Annotated in this window: 17 protein-coding genes and 4 pseudogenes; 10 read left to right on the top strand and 11 right to left on the bottom strand. The window is 35.5% G+C overall.

Annotation, left to right across the window (positions count from 1 at the left end):
• Window positions 1-40 precede the first annotated feature (40 nt).
• The 4 genes and pseudogenes from JMM81_RS10915 to JMM81_RS10930 form a co-directional block, all read right to left on the bottom strand.
• Window positions 41-589, bottom strand: a complete 549-nt coding sequence (locus JMM81_RS10915) for a M20 metallopeptidase family protein (RefSeq protein WP_256241611.1) — start codon at window positions 587-589, stop codon at window positions 41-43.
• On the bottom strand, window positions 567-719 hold the full coding sequence (locus tag JMM81_RS10920) for a M20/M25/M40 family metallo-hydrolase (protein ID WP_256241612.1): 153 nt from the start codon (window positions 717-719) through the stop codon (window positions 567-569). The genes JMM81_RS10915 and JMM81_RS10920 overlap by 23 nt, the downstream gene beginning before the upstream one ends.
• A 32-nt stretch (window positions 720-751) precedes the next feature.
• Entirely contained in the window at window positions 752-1,060 is a 309-nt protein-coding gene (locus JMM81_RS10925; protein WP_256241613.1) for a BC1872 family protein, read from the bottom strand.
• A 387-nt stretch (window positions 1,061-1,447) separates the two neighbouring features.
• A pseudogene (locus tag JMM81_RS10930) lies at window positions 1,448-1,627 on the bottom strand (IS5/IS1182 family transposase); the annotation flags it as partial.
• Between JMM81_RS10930 and JMM81_RS10935 the strand changes: the two are divergent.
• The 4 genes and pseudogenes from JMM81_RS10935 to JMM81_RS10950 all read left to right on the top strand — a co-directional run.
• A pseudogene (locus JMM81_RS10935) lies at window positions 1,622-1,795 on the top strand (IS3 family transposase); the annotation flags it as partial. The pseudogenes JMM81_RS10930 and JMM81_RS10935 sit on opposite strands and share 6 nt — an antisense overlap.
• A 188-nt stretch (window positions 1,796-1,983) precedes the next feature.
• Window positions 1,984-2,619: an FMN-dependent NADH-azoreductase gene (locus JMM81_RS10940; RefSeq protein WP_256241614.1), complete on the top strand. Its 636-nt coding sequence runs from the start codon at window positions 1,984-1,986 to the stop codon at window positions 2,617-2,619.
• 124 nt (window positions 2,620-2,743) lie between these two features.
• Entirely contained in the window at window positions 2,744-2,890 is a 147-nt protein-coding gene (locus tag JMM81_RS10945; RefSeq protein WP_256241615.1) for a hypothetical protein, read from the top strand.
• Window positions 2,891-3,320: 430 nt separating this feature from the next.
• Entirely contained in the window at window positions 3,321-3,680 is a 360-nt protein-coding gene (locus tag JMM81_RS10950; RefSeq protein ID WP_256241616.1) for a DUF805 domain-containing protein, read from the top strand.
• 353 nt (window positions 3,681-4,033) lie between these two features.
• On the opposite strand, the gene JMM81_RS10955 is transcribed toward JMM81_RS10950, so the two are convergent.
• A complete protein-coding gene (locus JMM81_RS10955) occupies window positions 4,034-4,288 on the bottom strand; it encodes a DUF2164 domain-containing protein (protein WP_256241617.1) in 255 nt (84 codons plus the stop codon).
• A 266-nt stretch (window positions 4,289-4,554) separates the two neighbouring features.
• A pseudogene (gene uidA / locus JMM81_RS10960) lies at window positions 4,555-5,706 on the bottom strand (beta-glucuronidase).
• A gap of 333 nt (window positions 5,707-6,039) precedes the next feature.
• Here uidA and JMM81_RS10965 point away from each other — a divergent pair.
• Window positions 6,040-6,480, top strand: a complete 441-nt coding sequence (locus JMM81_RS10965; RefSeq protein WP_256241618.1) for a YaiI/YqxD family protein — start codon at window positions 6,040-6,042, stop codon at window positions 6,478-6,480.
• 499 nt (window positions 6,481-6,979) lie between these two features.
• Here JMM81_RS10965 and JMM81_RS10970 read toward each other — a convergent pair whose 3' ends face one another.
• Both JMM81_RS10970 and JMM81_RS10975 read right to left on the bottom strand, forming a co-directional pair.
• Window positions 6,980-7,249 carry a 2Fe-2S iron-sulfur cluster-binding protein gene (locus JMM81_RS10970; RefSeq protein ID WP_256241619.1) on the bottom strand — a complete coding sequence of 90 codons (270 nt, stop codon included), beginning with the start codon at window positions 7,247-7,249 and terminating at the stop codon, window positions 6,980-6,982.
• 924 nt (window positions 7,250-8,173) lie between these two features.
• Window positions 8,174-8,410, bottom strand: a complete 237-nt coding sequence (locus JMM81_RS10975) for a hypothetical protein (RefSeq protein ID WP_256241620.1) — start codon at window positions 8,408-8,410, stop codon at window positions 8,174-8,176.
• A 294-nt stretch (window positions 8,411-8,704) separates the two neighbouring features.
• Between JMM81_RS10975 and JMM81_RS10980 the strand changes: the two genes are divergently transcribed.
• Window positions 8,705-9,211, top strand: a complete 507-nt coding sequence (locus JMM81_RS10980; RefSeq protein WP_256241621.1) for a CBO0543 family protein — start codon at window positions 8,705-8,707, stop codon at window positions 9,209-9,211.
• 52 nt (window positions 9,212-9,263) lie between these two features.
• Here JMM81_RS10980 and JMM81_RS10985 read toward each other — a convergent pair.
• A pseudogene (locus JMM81_RS10985) lies at window positions 9,264-9,811 on the bottom strand (IS3 family transposase); the annotation flags it as partial.
• 204 nt (window positions 9,812-10,015) lie between these two features.
• Here JMM81_RS10985 and JMM81_RS10990 point away from each other — a divergent pair.
• The 3 genes from JMM81_RS10990 to JMM81_RS11000 are packed head-to-tail and all read left to right on the top strand — an operon-like array spanning window position 10,016 to window position 12,592.
• Complete coding sequence (locus tag JMM81_RS10990) at window positions 10,016-11,014, top strand: ABC transporter ATP-binding protein (protein ID WP_256241622.1); 999 nt, start codon at window positions 10,016-10,018, stop codon at window positions 11,012-11,014.
• Window positions 11,011-11,802 (top strand): ABC transporter permease, encoded by a 792-nt coding sequence (locus tag JMM81_RS10995; RefSeq protein ID WP_256241623.1) that lies wholly within the window; start codon window positions 11,011-11,013, stop codon window positions 11,800-11,802. Before JMM81_RS10990 ends, JMM81_RS10995 begins: the two co-directional genes overlap by 4 nt.
• Before the next feature lie 4 nt (window positions 11,803-11,806).
• Complete coding sequence (locus JMM81_RS11000; RefSeq protein ID WP_256241624.1) at window positions 11,807-12,592, top strand: ABC transporter permease; 786 nt, start codon at window positions 11,807-11,809, stop codon at window positions 12,590-12,592.
• A gap of 460 nt (window positions 12,593-13,052) precedes the next feature.
• Here the strand turns inward: JMM81_RS11000 and JMM81_RS11005 are convergent, their stop codons facing one another.
• Window positions 13,053-13,394: a hypothetical protein gene (locus tag JMM81_RS11005; protein ID WP_256241625.1), complete on the bottom strand. Its 342-nt coding sequence runs from the start codon at window positions 13,392-13,394 to the stop codon at window positions 13,053-13,055.
• A gap of 425 nt (window positions 13,395-13,819) precedes the next feature.
• Here JMM81_RS11005 and JMM81_RS11010 point away from each other — a divergent pair, with 425 nt between their 5' ends.
• Window positions 13,820-14,566, top strand: a complete 747-nt coding sequence (locus JMM81_RS11010; protein ID WP_256241626.1) for a coiled-coil domain-containing protein — start codon at window positions 13,820-13,822, stop codon at window positions 14,564-14,566.
• Between the two features lie 66 nt (window positions 14,567-14,632).
• On the opposite strand, the gene JMM81_RS11015 is transcribed toward JMM81_RS11010, so the two are convergent.
• On the bottom strand, window positions 14,633-15,316 hold the full coding sequence (locus JMM81_RS11015) for a SurA N-terminal domain-containing protein (protein WP_256241627.1): 684 nt from the start codon (window positions 15,314-15,316) through the stop codon (window positions 14,633-14,635).
• Window positions 15,317-15,516 lie beyond the last annotated feature (200 nt).

Raw genomic sequence — 15,516 nt, forward strand, 5'->3', positions numbered from 1 at the left:
GGAGGATAGGTAGCCTGAATCGCTGGATTCATACCTCCTACTAGAAAGAAGGCTCCCGGTCGTTCGATGACATAGTAAGCAAAATCCTCCATTGCATTTGTAAAGGAATTTCCAAAACATTTTCTTTTCCCGCAACCACCTCGGCCGCCATGCGTCTTACACGCTGAGCTTCCTGTGGATGATTCCAAACGGAAGGGTAGCCACATTCTGCCCCTGCCATATGACATACCGATTCAGCCATGTATCTGATATTCTTTTCCACCGACTCCCGTGCTTCCTTAGAAAAGGTTCGAACCGTGCCGGACAATATCGCTTGATCAGGAATGATATTATAGGTATCTCCTCCCTGAAACGAACAGACAGTCACCACAGTCGGATCTGTAGTATTTATACGACTGTCTTCAATTTTCTGGAAATGCATTACAATCTGACTTCCAATAAGGACTGGGTCAATGGCAAGATGTAGCATAGAACCGCGGCCGCCTCTCCCCTTAATCCGGATTTCAAACTTATCACCGGCAGCCATCATATACTCTTCTCTGTAGCCAATCTGTCCAACCGGAATATTAGATAAGCACATGTGCACCATAAACGACGTCCACCCCATCTAAACATCCATCCTCAATCATTGCTTTAGCCCCACCTGGAATTACCTCTTCAGCAAACTGATAAATAAATAGTACGTTTCCTGCGAGATCTTCCTTTATCCCTTTTCGCATCTTAATCGATTTAATGAATGTTAGACAACTTACTAATATCTGTTTTCAGGTATTGAGTAATAATTTTCGATCAGGGAGTAAGCTGCATTTGTGATTGCTTCTGGTAAAGTAGCACCTGTTCCGGTTACATCATCAAAATGAACCTCAGAAACCCCATTTGTACTATATGTAATCCCGAACATATCTAATCTTTTTACAATTAACATAGCATGTTTCATGTATTTCTCAGGTTTAAAGTAAGATTCATGAACAAAGACATCTTTTTCAACATCATACCAACTATCCTGACTACGAGTTTTCCAGCCTAGTATTTCACGAGCGATTGTATCTTTTTTGTTCATCTCCCATTACCTCTTTCTGTAGTTTTTTAGTTTAATTGACCTCCCCTCTGTTATACATCATTATATTAGAATATAATACAATTGTATAACAGAGTGTTTTTAATTTCCACTATTTTTTTAAAATTTATCTATCTTCAATATATTAAATGACATCATTTTTATTGTTATTATATAAATCAAAAAGGAGATAACTAAGTTCTGAACTGCGCCCTATAAAGTAGACAGTTTAATAAAAAGGGATGCTGCTCTACGCAGCGATGAGATGACTTCGGTAAGCTACGAGGCCACTGAAAAACTTACATTTTTAAAAGTCATAAGTGTCCCTCAAATTAAAAAGGCGACATTTCGTTCAATTTTGACGAAATATCGCCTTTCTTTTTATACTTTTTACTTTGATTCTTTCATCAGGGTAATGATTCGCTTGAGATTAACAGAGAATATTGCCATAACACCTTGCATCTGCATACCAATAAGACCCGAGGAAGATGCCACATCATACCCGTGTCTGTGTTTAAGTTCACTATTTTTGGCCTCGATTTTATAACGCTCTTTCGCTTTTGCTTTAAAATCATCAAAACAGAGTTTGTGAAAGGTCAGCATTTTAATCGTTTAGAAGAATTAACAAGGGAATTACATGACTATGTCCACTGGTTTAATTACATACGAATTCATGGAACACTTGGTTATGTAAGTCCAATTGATTACAAACTTGAACACCTTAAAAAAGCTATCTAGTTTAGTGTTGACATACCAGAGTACCTGGTTGATTATTTTCATTCAGTATACTCTATGAAGTAACGACGCATCTTCATTCAAGTAGGACTTCTTTTTGCGCCTTTCATTTTACTTATGAATAGATTTTGGATAGTTGTTACATATTAAAAAAGGTAGAAAAATCCATATGAGATAAAGGTGATAAAATTATGGCAAAATTATTGTATATTACAGCTCATCCAAATGATGAAACACAATCATTCAGTATGGCAGCAGGAAAAGCATTCATTGAGACATACAAAGAAGTAAATTCAAATGATGAAATCGTTCATATTGATTTGTATAAAGAGAGTATCCCACATATCGATACGGATGTTTTCAGTGGATGGGGAAAACTTCAATCTGGTAAAGGATTTGAAGATCTTTCGGCAGAAGAAAAGTCAAAAGTAGGACGTCTGAATGAACTGAGTGACCAGTTTATATCAGGAGATAAATATGTATTTGTAACACCTTTATGGAATTTCTCATTCCCTCCAGTAATGAAAGCGTATATTGACTCCATTGCTGTTGCGGGTAAAACATTTAACTATACGGAACAAGGTCCAGTTGGTCTATTAACAGATAAAAAGGCACTTCATATTCAAGCTCGCGGAGGTGTTTATTCTGAAGGTCCAGCTGCAGATGTAGAAATGGGTCATCGCTTCTTAAGTGTGATCATGAATTTCTTTGGCATTCCTTCTTTTGAAGGTTTATTTATCGAAGGACATAATGCGATGCCTGATAAAGCACAAGAAATCAAAGAAAATGGAATGGCGCGCGCAAAGGACTTAGCTCATACTTTCTAAATGGTATCTAATAGGATCATTTTAGACTTTCCTTACTTTTAAAAAGAAAAATACTATAAAGTCTGAAATTTTTAGCAGGATACGGTTCTAAATAGTCAAATATGATTAGTATGGAGGTGAAAAAATGGAAGATAAAGCTATTCATTATGATGGCAGTGTACAAATGAATGATCAAAATAAGACGAACTCGGTTGCAACCGCCCATGAACCGTTCGAAATGACTGATGAAATACGAAAAAACATTAGTGGAAACCCCTTTGTAATAGAATAAACATTTGCAGGATTTGGCTTATTGAGCAAATTCTTTTTTCCTTTTTGTTTATTAGCTAGTTGATTAAAAACGCAAATATAACTGATAGAAAAGCTGAAAAGTAACATTAATCACGAATGAAATGGGACAGGTGACAGATCCACTGTCCCTATTTACTATTTACGAACAGTAACAGGGACTATTCGTATTTTCTTCCTTGTTCTTTTCCTGCCCTACGTTCACCCATTATGTTTGAAAGTTGGTCACGTAAATCCTTTAATCTCACTTCATATAATATATAATAACTAGGGGTCTCCCATTCAAACTCAGGCTTCACGTGCTTCCTGTTCGTTTAACGTAAACTCCTCCAGTTCATAAATGTGGGAATAAAATATGGGAACCGTACATATCTACTAAGAGTACCATATTTTTCTTTCAAGGGGGTTCTTACATGCATTGGTATGTAAAAGGATTAAAGAATTACGTAGGATTTCAAGGTAGGGCAGGACGTAAGGAATACTGGATGTTCGTTCTTATCAATTTCATTATTGCCATTATACTTTCAATAGTGGAAACAATCGCAGATCTTCCTTTAGTCTTGACAAGTCTCTATTATCTGGCTGTTCTGCTACCGTCTTTAGCTATTACCGTTCGTAGATTACACGATACCGGGAGAAGTGGCTTGTGGCTCTTAATTTCCTTGATTCCATTTATTGGTGCCATTGTTTTACTTGTATTTGCGTGCCAAAGTAGTCAAGAGTCTGATAATCAGTATGGATCCAATCCTCAAAATTCCTTTCAAACCATTTAGCTAATAAAGAACAGTCGTTTACAATGGAACCGTCTAAACATAGGCGGTTTTTTATAATGCCTTTCAATCTTCTGTTACATACGAACAGTCACAAGCACTGTTCTTAACCTAGCTTCTACTTCTTTTCTTTCTTTTCTTTTAGTGTTTTCTGTTGTGTAATTTGAAGGGGTAGTTGAGTTATATTTTTTGTAACACAACTCGCTTAGAAATGATCATTAATTGAATGGACACCCTCAACAATGAATGGTATTCTAATGGTAAGATCTTGGGTTTCAAAATCAAATTCAGTGTCTAGAGCACACTCATTGCATTCAACGGTCGAAGATATAAGTGCTTCAGAGCTAACAAGAAAATCAACCCCTATTATGTAGAATAGGTCTTTCGAGAGATTGAATATCCTCTTCTAAACTTATCATTTTTTGTTCAAACATATCTTTCGCATCTTTAACCCCTTGGTTATAAAGGTAAGGTCCAACTTCTTTTAAAATAAAATCAAGTACGTTTTCTGCTGCTAAATCCCCTATTTCTTCAGAACGTTCATTATAAAAAAATTCTTTTAAGTTATCTTTGATTTGGTCCTTATTTTCCTTTGGAAGCCTAATATACATTGAGTTCTCCTCTTATCTTTTAGTTATTCTTTTATGTATGTACCTACACTAGAATTAAAGAAAACAATCATTTAAACACCAACAGACTGAAATAAGGTTCAAAATAACGTTTAACATTCTTTAAAACCGTATCATACATCATATTATTTAGTACCCATTCCTACCTATTCTCCACTTTAACATAGATAAAAAAACAAAAAAATCATGCTTCAAAAACAGTCACGGATATGTGGAGTAACATATCCATGACTTTTTGAAACATGAAATCAAAAATTATTTCTTGTACCCAAAGTTTGAAAATCTGCGAAATTCCATAATTGTTCACCAACAAAGTTAGGAATTTCATCAAATACCTTACTATTCATATGATAGTAATCTTCTTGATATTCTTCACTAAATGGTTCACCATATGGACTATGGAACCCGGCTACCGTATCCGCACCATATTCGGTATACATAATTGGTTTATCTGGGTATTTTTCTTGCCATTCTAGCAGCTCTTTAGGTGTCTTTTCCTCCGCCGTCTTCAAATCACCTGTTTGTACATACCAGCCATAGTAGCGGTTCAATGTAATGACATCAACCAAGTCTGTACATTTGTCAGCCTTTAGATTTGCGAACATGATATTGACAAAGGTGCATGGACGGTTCTGCGGATCCAATTCACGGACCAGATTAAACAACGGTTCAAAGTACTCATGAGATCCGGTTTAGTAAGTGGCAGGCTCGTTGGCAATAGACCATATTACCACACAGGCATGGTTTTTATCACGAGCAATTAATTCACGAATCACCTGTTGATGGGCTTCAGTCGCATTCATTTTTGTCCAAGTATCGTCCTCTATGTCTTCACCCTTTTCTAGTGCGGACACATCAAAGGAGAAGGCTGCGAACAATCCGACAGCAGGTGTTTCATCAATGACGACAATTCCTTCACGGTCACATAACCGCATCATTTCTTCAGAATACGGATAGTGAGATGTACGGAATGAGTTGGCACCCATGTCTTTCATTAAATTGATATCAAGTACATTATAAGCTTCGTTAAGGCCACGACCATTGACATATGTATCTTCATGTTTACCAAAACCTTTAAAGTAGAAAGGCTCTCCGTTGATTAAGAATTTCCCATCCTTCACTTCTACCGTACGAACCCCAAACGGTTCTTCATACACATCTTCTACTTTTCCATCTTTAGTCCCTTCAATTCTTGCAGTATATAGATAAGCATTCATTGGCTGCCATAAATGAACGTTTTCTAACGTAACATTTACATTCGTTCCAGTAGCATTCGCGACCGCTTTGTCTTGTTCATCTAAAACAGTCATTCGTACTTCATCGAAATCTCCTACTGTTTTAACAGAAACTTGAACATCTGCCTGTTGTTTGGCTAAGTCTACATTGGGCACAATCGCAATATCTTCTACATAATGAAAAGGAAAGGAAGTTTATTAAAATAAAGATTCTCTGTTTAAGCTCTTTTATAAAAACTCATTTTACATAAACCCTATTTGCAAGAGCATGAATCCATTATAGTAAATCATGGAATTTTATAATCGTACTTTTTACATTATTAGTAATAATATTGCTTTTTTTCATTTTTCTATGTAAATTAGAAAAGGGAAAAAGAAAGGTGAATTCCTTTGGAGGAAGATTTTAGCTATAAAGATTTAATAAAAATTAGCCGAATTTTAAATTCAATTGCAAAAATAGCCATCTATCATTCAAACTTATTTATGGGAGAGATGAAGATGAAAATTTATATTGATGCAGATGCTTGTCCGGTAAAAGATATTATTATCTCTGAAGGTACGAATGCAGAAATACCGGTTATCCTTGTTACTAGCTTTTCTCATTTTTCTAGTTCGGAAAAACCATCAGGAGTAGAAACCATTTATGTGGATTCTGGAGCAGATGCTGCGGATTATCGGATTATGAAGTTAGTAGAAATAGGGGATATAATCGTTACGCAAGATTATGGTCTTGCTTCGCTAGGTTTAGCAAAAGGGTGTACGGTTCTTCACCATAAGGGATTTATCTATACAAATGAAAACATTGACCAATTATTACAAACACGTTATTTGAGTGCAATGGCTCGAAAAAGCGGAAAGCGTACAAAGGGGCCAAAACCATTTACATCAGAAGATAGGGAGAAATTTAGGGAGCTTTTTAAAAAAGCGATTTCACGTTAAAAAACCGTCCATTTTTAAGGATTTAAGGAAAACCCAGAAAAATAATATTGTGACATGTATTTCAGTTCTTTTTTGAAGTCTTACACTACACTCACAAGCTTATCTATTATTCTTGTTTTCCCTTTATATGAAATCGTTATTTCCACTTCGAGTAAACGATTCACTAATTCTAACTTCATCGGCTCATACCTCTTAAGCCTGTTGGGTTTCTCACTTCAATAACAATTTTTTCGGAACCTATATGATAAACAATGGTATTTAAAGATTAATTTAATCACCACAGACAATAATAGATTACCGAACCATGAGAACCCTGGAAATATAAGAAAAAGAACACTTTCTTTACTAAAGAAAAGCGCCCTATATAGTTGAATAGACTTGGTAGTTATTCAATAAGTTTTGGTTGTCTCTTTTTGTATTTAATAATTAAAAAAGCAAAATAAATTGGTAAGTATCCCTATACTCCTCCAATAGATATCTAATTTTCTTTATAGATAAGCTACTTCCTAATCCACTCGAGTTGCAGGTCACTCAAAGGGTAGGTTTTACAGAGGAATACAAACCCATTCTTTCTTTCTTCATCTGACAACGCATTTTTTGCATCATTATCCAATTTATATTGCCCTTCTACTACTTTCATTTTACAAATTCCGCAACCACCACCAATACAACCATAAGGAACTTTTGCCGTTTGTATCTTAGCTGCCTCAACTATTGTCATCGTTTCAGGACAAAGAAAACTTTCATTATTCAAAGTTATTTTAAACATTTCAATCCACTCCTTTCTATAAATCGGCTCTCTATATAAGTCTAGCTTAATTTTTCGACATAGTATAGAAACCGTCGGCCAACCATTTCTTATGTCGATTTAACAAGTTTAGCTTATGAATTAACAGACCATTTATCATGCTTTACTGAAAAGACGAATTTCTATGCGAATTCTCCTTAAAATGGACTTATTATTTCTATTTTTCTACCGCTTAACCGAACTACTTAGAGAACCCCTACGATCTTAATACTTTCACTAACTACTAATCATTCTCGTTTTTTTATGTACTTGTGAAAGTAATTCTTTCCTTACCACTTGTGCATGATTATGGATGGAATCCTTTGCTGCATATAATATTATTATTCTTTGCTCTTCTGCCATTTTTAATATTTAATATTCCTAATTATAGCACTCACCATTAACATTATTCACTACACGCTTAAAGAATCCTTTCACGTCCTAACCATTCCTTTACGAACAGTGCCTTGCCTGTGACTGTTCGTATTCAATCGAGGTATTCTGTCACAGGACCCAATCATTATATGGTTAAGGCTAATGTTCCATCCATTAGAGAGTTAAAAGCCTTAGTTGATCACTTAAAAAGGAGCAAGAGATGACCCTCCTGCTCCTTTTTGCGAAACACCCTCGGTAAAACCAGATTATCAAATTGTGTGATAGACACAACTAAGTATCAAAAATCTTACATTCTATCACTTCATTTATATTGTTCTGTGTTCAAACAAAAACTTCATTCTTATGAAGGGGTTGCATCATTCTTTGTCTTTTTTCGAAGGTTGCGATCTTTTTAACACAACAAGACAACAGTCCTTTTCCGTTATAATCATTTAAGAGCATTAGATATATCTAAAATGTACGTTATGAAGTAGCTTGTTATAAAACTAAGCTTGCATAAGTTGAAGAACATTACAAACTTGTTTCTCTTTCTCCTATTCTTTTCCTTTGTTCAAGATACCCACCAATTTTTACTGATTTATTTTTATAAATAGAACGTAAATTCATGTCAATTAGTGACCCAGCAATTAACCCTAGAAAAACGACTGCTATTGAAAAAACATCGGATCTTAAAGCGTAAAACAGCGCCACAACACATAAGGTTATACTAAAGAAAAACTCACTTACTAAAAAATGTATTTTTTCCATATTAGCACACTCCTTTATATTAATACTTAACTTTAAGTTCTTTGAAAAACGTCTGTTTCCTGCCTTTTTTTGAATTATCCTACTTCGTTTTTAAAAAACAATACTTTTCTCCTTGTTGAAACAAAACACTCGTTTCCCTTTTATCCACATATTTAACTGGGCCTAATGAAACATTCAAATGAATAAACAGGTTTTAAAACTCACCTCTCGCGGTTCCTGAGAAGAAAGTCTACTCATTATAATATTTCTACTCTTTGGGAAATATAAAATAAAACTTTCTAAAGGAATGAAATTATGTATATTTTCATTAATGCTTTCTATCTGATAGCAGGAATTATATGGGGTGATTGGAGGAATTGGAAAAAGTATTATCCTACCATTCTTTTCTTTATTTTGGGAGATTTTTTATATAATTTTTTACTTTATAATAAATCAACGTGGATGTTCCATGATTTAATCCTACCTAACCATACAACGATTACCATTTTAGCTATGACTATTTCTTACACTGCAACAGTATTGATCTATTTAGGAAGGTTTCCTAGTGGTTGGAAAAACCGTTTTTTATGGTTTTTGTTGTGGTCAGGTATATTCTTGGTAGCTGAGTATGTTAACAGTAAGTTAGGGTTTATTACATACCATAATGGTTGGAATATCTGGTGGTCTGTTTTATTTACAGGTATTATCTTTCTGATTTTACCCATTCACCACAAAAGACCGTTGATAGCTTGGTTATTATCAATTGTAATTATATTCACGTTGTTGAGTATCTTTGACGTGAAAATGAGTGATATGAAATAGAATGAGAAGGATATAAAAAAATGGAGACAAAAGGATCGTTAACATGACAGAGAAATATCCAACTTTCGATGTTTTTAGAATGCAAATCCAAAACAGAAGCTAAATAGCACCCACCATTGATATCTGCCGCCCATTTCTCATTAATGGTTGTCGTGCTGAAATCCTGATCTAGAAGATTTTCGCTCTCTACCACTTTTTATTTACTAGGCTGAGGACGGAATTTTTTTATTGTGATCGAACGGACATCCGTTTTATTCATAAGACGTTGAACTCGCTTGAGGCTTACGAAATAGCCTTCTTTTTGAAGAGTTTTATGGATCTTAGGTGCTCCATAAATTTGATTACTTTCCGTATGAATCTCAATGATTCTTTTCGTTAATTCTTTGTTTTCACGTTCGCGATTAGACTCTTCCTTTTGGGAAATCTGGTAATACGTACTTCTCGGTATTTCTAATACGTCACATAAAGTTTGAATGGCGTAATGATCCTTTTAATCAATTTATAAATCGTCACTTCAGATACGCCATATTCGCTGCTTAAATTTTCCACTGAGCTACCAGTATGATAAAGGTCAACCACCATTTTTTTTGAAATCATCATTTTAAATGCAATTCCAGATAGGACGACCTTCTTCCAATTTCCGGTTTGAGGGCAGCGTAATCATCATATAACTTCTGTTTGCCTAGATGTTTCTTCTAGTGCACTATACTTGCTTGAATACTAAGCTCACGATAAAATTAAATTTTGTGAAACACTTGCTTCGAAAATGTCTATTTTTCATAGTGAGTCTTTAGGGGGATCGAAATGAATGTAATTGAAGTTCAGAATTTACGTAAAGAATTTAAGTCTTTTTCAAGCCGGTCTGGGTTATCCGGAGCTTTTCGAGACTTATTTACAAGAAATTATAAAATCCATGCGGCCGTTGATAACATTTCCTTAACCGTCAAACAAGGGGAAATGGTCGGCTACATTGGGGAGAACGGTGCGGGAAAATCAACAACGATTAAAATGTTAACAGGAATTCTTACACCTACATCAGGTTCCATTATCGTCAATGGAATGAACCCGCATAAACAACGAGAAGAATTCGTGCGAACCATCGGAGTCGTATTCGGACAGCGGTCACAGCTATGGTGGGACATTGCGGTTCAAGAGTCCTTCCGATTATTGAAAAAGGTATACCGTGTTTCCGATGAAGATTATGACAGACATATGGGCCATGTCATTGAAACATTAGAAATTGGTCCTTTATTAAATAAACCCGTCCGAAAGCTGTCACTTGGGCAACGAATGCGCTGCGAATTAGCCGCCGCTCTTATCCACAATCCTCCCCTCCTCTTTTTAGACGAGCCAACGATTGGACTAGATGTATTAGTAAAACTAAGAATTCGTAAGTTTCTAAAGGAAATTAACGAGCAATATAAAACGACGATTCTGTTAACAACACATGACTTAACGGATATCGAAGCTCTTTGTGAACGAGTGGTTTTATTAGATGAAGGAAAAATTATTTATGATGGGAAGCTCAATCAGCTTCAATCACAGGCGGTTGAAGGAAAACAAGTAGAATTTGAGTTTTTAACAGAAATCGTAAAAACCAGCCTACCTGCGACAGAAAAAATTCAATGGGAACAAAAAAACGCAACAACATGGCTTGCTCATATCAATGGGGATGAACAACTTGTCTCACAATTAATTAGCGAGGTCGTGCAAAAGAATCCGATACAAAATGTTCGAATCAATGAGGTTTCTACTGAAGAGATTGTCCGTAAGATTTATGAAGAAGGAATGGCCCTCTCATGAGTATGTATCTAGAAATGATCCGGATGCGTTTTTTAATGATGCTTGCCTATCGGACCAACTATTATAGTGGAATTTTAATTTATAGCATTAACATCGGGGCTTACTATTTTTTATGGTCTGCGATTTATGGAGGGAAAGAGGAAATTGAAGGGTTATCCGTCCTTCAAATGACAACCTATATCGCAGTAGCGTGGATGGCGAGAGCTTTTTATTTTAACAATATTGACCGAGAAATTGCGGCTGAAATCCAAGATGGGAAAGTAGCCATAGAAATGATTCGTCCTTATAACTATTTAGGGATGAAAACGATGCAGGCCTTAGGAGAAGGAATCTTTCGATTATTGTTTTTCTCTGTCCCAGGCATGATGATTGTCGCCTTAATTTTTCCAATTAGCTTTTCTGCTAGCCCTGCGACATGGCTGTTTTTCTTTATCTCGCTCGTATTTAGTTTTATCGTGAATACGCAAATCAACTTACTAACCGGTATGATGACGTTCTTTTTATTTAATAACGCAGGATTAATTCGAGCGAAACGTGTCGTCATCGATTTATTCTCAGGTCTACTACTCCCCATCTCTTTTTATCCAGTGTGGGCTCAGGATGTGATGATGTATTTACCGTTTCAAGCGATAAGCTATATTCCCAGCATGATTTTTACAGAAGGCTTTATCGGGAAGGAGATTTATCAAGCTGTGTTGTTACAAGCGGTCTGGGCTTTACTCTTACTGATTCCGATTCGACTGTTATGGTCTCAAGCAAAAAAACAATTAATTGTACAAGGAGGCTAAGGGAGTGTTTTATGTTTCAATGTTCTTTCAATACGCCTCTCAATATTTAAAAACAAGGCTTACCTATCGCACGGATACGGTGATTGAAATCCTTTCTGATTTATTATCTCAAGCCGTGAATTTAATCTTCATTTTAGTCGTATTTGGTCATACGTCCTTTTTAGGCGGCTGGAACCGGGAAGAAATCATTTTTATTTACGGGTTTTTCCTTGTTCCTTATGCGTTATTTTCGGCCTTTTTTAATATATGGGACTTTAATGAGCGCTATATTGTCAAAGGAGAAATGGACCGTGTCTTAACCCGCCCCATTCATAGTCTTTTCCAAATTATTATGGAACGCATGGAGCTAGAATCTTTATTTGGTGTCATTACCGGATTAGTGGTGATGGGATATGCTGGGATGAACCTGGGGTTAACCTTCGCTTGGTATGATGTGTTGATCTTTATCGCTATGGTGATTGGCGGGGCTTTTATTTATGCAGGGCTTTTTATTAGCATCGCAACGATTGGGTTTTGGTCAGATAGTCGTACCGATATTATGCCAATGATGTATAATATCAGCAACTACGGCCGATACCCAGTTGATATTTATCACCGAGTGATTCGATTTGTGTTAACGTGGATTTTACCATTCGCCTTTGTCGGTGTGTATCCTGCTTCTTATTTTTTAAAAAGAGAGGAATGGTATGGGTATGCCTTTTTAACACCTGCCATGGGGATCCTTTTTTTCGGTATCGCTATTTTTCTATGGAATACGGGAGTGAAAAAATATCGTGGGGCTGGTAACTGATATTTTTGAACAGCCTCAAGTTATTACTTTGGTTAGCTGAATATATCCTAAAAAGCGATGGCAAGATCGTTTTTTAGGATATATTCACTTATCTGGCAAAAAATACATGTCATGACTGTAACCTCAATTACATTTATTTGCTTTATTTTTCCCGCTTATCTCTTCGCTCAAAATACTGATATTGATGAAATTTTTGATGTAAATATGCAAACTCTTTCGAATGGTCCAGCTGTGTAATCGCTTCAAGGGAATAAGTCATATCCTGCTCCTATTCTAATTCATTATTTTGTTTAAATATAATAGATCACCAATCATCATTCAAAGATGATGTTTATTTACTATTAGTAATCTTACAAAAATAGTAGATTTTAACCGATTGATAGGATAACGGTTTTAAAATGAATCATATGGTAATCAAAAAGACAAAAGCTTGTCCCACCGAAGTGAAATGCTTTTGTCTTTAATGACTGCTTATCCATCTATAAATAAGGGTTCCTTGGCGATTTGATCTAATACCCCCTTCATCAATCCTTACAATTTCACCACCATCGGAAGCTTCTCCATCCCAAGTAATCAAATATACTTCCGCATCTTCTATGTCTTCTTCCATTTCTCTAACAAGGATACCGTGGTACTCTCCCATCAATTTCAATTTACAGATGTTTATAGCATCTTTCGTCTTGATTTTTTCTACTTCATCACTGTTCTTTAATGACTGAATGATGGTATTGGCTACTAACATTTCATCCATGATATCGATTGTTCCTTGAATATCATCTTTATCCCACGTAATAACGTCCATATACATTTTCTCTCCTTTGATGACTTTTGATCACTGTAAGTTTATTACAAATTACTCTTATCAAATAGAATAATCATTTAGTAAAAAATCCATACTGCATGAAACAGCTAATTCTCACCTCTCCCTATCGTAATCAGAATTCTCGCGATCAAAGTCATAGTCTCTGTCCATAGTCAGAATGATTTCTTTCTTCATCGAAACGATCATTTTCTAGCGATCGTGATCAAAATAATCAAGTTCACTATAGAATCTATCAGTTGTACTTAGTGCTTGCACTTTTGTGACATGGTAAATGACTTATTAAAATAAATAGGTGCCAGGTACCATCCAGATAATGGATGACGCCTGGCACCTATTTAGCTTGTGTTCCCTCTTTCGTTTTTTACACATAAAATACTAAATATAAAATAATGGGGAGGGATAAAATGGGGTTATTTATTAATCATGATCACCATCGTAATATTTTTAAAAACCAAGAAAATGTTCATGCCTCCAATCAAGAGTTTGCTAAATACAATTATTTAACGGAGCTTCTAAATGAGCAAAAGAAAGCCAATATGGAGTTAATGAGATCTATAACTGAGCTAAAATCGCGCTATAGGCAACAAGAAGTAGCACAAAAAGATCAGTGGAATCAGATTAAATATCAAATAAATGATTTAAAAATGAGTAACCTTCACCATGAGGAGTTTGAAAGCCAGTTGGGTCAAAGGTTAGAAACTCTGGACGAAAAGAGTTCGTATCTCCAAGAAGTAGTAGAAAGTAAAAATTTTGTAGCAAAATCTATTTTAGAGGAGATCAATCGTCTAAGTGAATCCGATCGAGAAATTGCCGATCGTTTGAAGGAGAGTGAGGTGTCAAATCAGGTGCTTTCCGCCCAATTGAATGAGCAGATGGATCACCAAAAGGAAATAACCGAAAAATTGTCCATTCAGGAGGAACATCAAGTAGATGTATTAAAACGATTAGACACACAAGAAGCGTTAACCGAAAAAATTTCCCGTCAACTCAACCATATTCGATCCATTATCTTTGAACGTACCAACTATTTAGCGATTAAACTAGAAGAAGGGTATAAACTAACAGCCTCCCATGTCTATAAACTCATGCATGGTAACGACCAACCTCTCAACCTCTCCCTCATGAACCATAAAAAAGAAGAACAAAAATAAGATCAGGCACCATCCATTATCTGGATGGTGCCTGTCACCTATTAGGGAAGAGCTAATAAGTTGCCTCTAGAATAAGATCTCAATGTTTTTCTCATTTGTTTTTCTTAAATCTTCGATTAGTTCACTTACTTTTTGCTCTTTTTTTTGTGCAATTGCTTGTTCTTCCATTTGAGGTTTTATTGTTTCGAAGTCTGGAATCTCTTGTTGTTGACTCAAGGCTTGCTCTTTATACTGTTCATAAATTGCTTTTACCTCGTCCTCAGAAACAGAAGAATCATCAATATTACTATCAATATATTCAGTAATCAAGAGTTGATCTCTAAATTGCTCTTCTAGTGTTTCTTCTGTTAACATACTCTCTTCTAATGCCTCTTTATACTGCTCTTCATCTTCGAACTGGGATTTAATATTATTTAATTCAGAATCAATTTCACTTTGTTTAATAGATATTCCTTTATCTTGGGCAGTTTGGAGAAGCAACTCAGTATTGATTAGTTGATCTAATACTGACTGTTCTAATTCTTTACTGTCTAGGTTAGCTAGATCTAAACCCTGTTCCTCATAGGACGCTTTTGTGAGCTCTAATTGATTATCATAATCCTCTTTTAATATTTCGTTATCATTTACGGTTGCCACTATTTCTGACTTTTTAGTAGTTTTGCCCTCTCCTGAGTTTCCGCTACTACATGCTCCTAATATAAGCGCAGTAACGCCTAATAAAATAAAAAATGATGAAATTCGTTTCAACATAATGTATCCTCTCCTTTCGATAACTTGTCCGTCATTTTAACATATTCACTTTGATAGGAGAGGCAGTGTGAAAAATTGTTATATTTTTGTAACTTAGTAACATTTATCATTTTAGGCGAGAAGACTCCCACTTCAATTTTGTGAAGGGCAACGCCCAAAAATAAGCGGGAGATGAATCGTCTTTTTGCGTAGCAAAACAT

This window comes from Bacillus sp. V3B, assembly GCF_024494465.1.
Lineage (GTDB): Bacteria > Bacillota > Bacilli > Bacillales > Cytobacillaceae > Bacillus_BD.

What these genes read in the sequence shown, in the direction of transcription:
- JMM81_RS10915 (WP_256241611.1), bottom strand. Translation starts at nt 589, where the DNA reads ATGGTGCACATGTGCTTATCTAATATTCCGGTTGGACAGATTGGCTAC.
- JMM81_RS10920 (WP_256241612.1), bottom strand. Translation starts at nt 719, where the DNA reads ATGCGAAAAGGGATAAAGGAAGATCTCGCAGGAAACGTACTATTTATT.
- JMM81_RS10925 (WP_256241613.1), bottom strand. Translation starts at nt 1,060, where the DNA reads ATGAACAAAAAAGATACAATCGCTCGTGAAATACTAGGCTGGAAAACT.
- JMM81_RS10940 (WP_256241614.1), top strand. Translation starts at nt 1,984, where the DNA reads ATGGCAAAATTATTGTATATTACAGCTCATCCAAATGATGAAACACAA.
- JMM81_RS10945 (WP_256241615.1), top strand. Translation starts at nt 2,744, where the DNA reads ATGGAAGATAAAGCTATTCATTATGATGGCAGTGTACAAATGAATGAT.
- JMM81_RS10950 (WP_256241616.1), top strand. Translation starts at nt 3,321, where the DNA reads ATGCATTGGTATGTAAAAGGATTAAAGAATTACGTAGGATTTCAAGGT.
- JMM81_RS10955 (WP_256241617.1), bottom strand. Translation starts at nt 4,288, where the DNA reads ATGTATATTAGGCTTCCAAAGGAAAATAAGGACCAAATCAAAGATAAC.
- JMM81_RS10965 (WP_256241618.1), top strand. Translation starts at nt 6,040, where the DNA reads ATGAAAATTTATATTGATGCAGATGCTTGTCCGGTAAAAGATATTATT.
- JMM81_RS10970 (WP_256241619.1), bottom strand. Translation starts at nt 7,249, where the DNA reads ATGTTTAAAATAACTTTGAATAATGAAAGTTTTCTTTGTCCTGAAACG.
- JMM81_RS10975 (WP_256241620.1), bottom strand. Translation starts at nt 8,410, where the DNA reads ATGGAAAAAATACATTTTTTAGTAAGTGAGTTTTTCTTTAGTATAACC.
- JMM81_RS10980 (WP_256241621.1), top strand. Translation starts at nt 8,705, where the DNA reads ATGTATATTTTCATTAATGCTTTCTATCTGATAGCAGGAATTATATGG.
- JMM81_RS10990 (WP_256241622.1), top strand. Translation starts at nt 10,016, where the DNA reads ATGAATGTAATTGAAGTTCAGAATTTACGTAAAGAATTTAAGTCTTTT.
- JMM81_RS10995 (WP_256241623.1), top strand. Translation starts at nt 11,011, where the DNA reads ATGAGTATGTATCTAGAAATGATCCGGATGCGTTTTTTAATGATGCTT.
- JMM81_RS11005 (WP_256241625.1), bottom strand. Translation starts at nt 13,394, where the DNA reads ATGGACGTTATTACGTGGGATAAAGATGATATTCAAGGAACAATCGAT.
- JMM81_RS11010 (WP_256241626.1), top strand. Translation starts at nt 13,820, where the DNA reads ATGGGGTTATTTATTAATCATGATCACCATCGTAATATTTTTAAAAAC.
- JMM81_RS11015 (WP_256241627.1), bottom strand. Translation starts at nt 15,316, where the DNA reads ATGTTGAAACGAATTTCATCATTTTTTATTTTATTAGGCGTTACTGCG.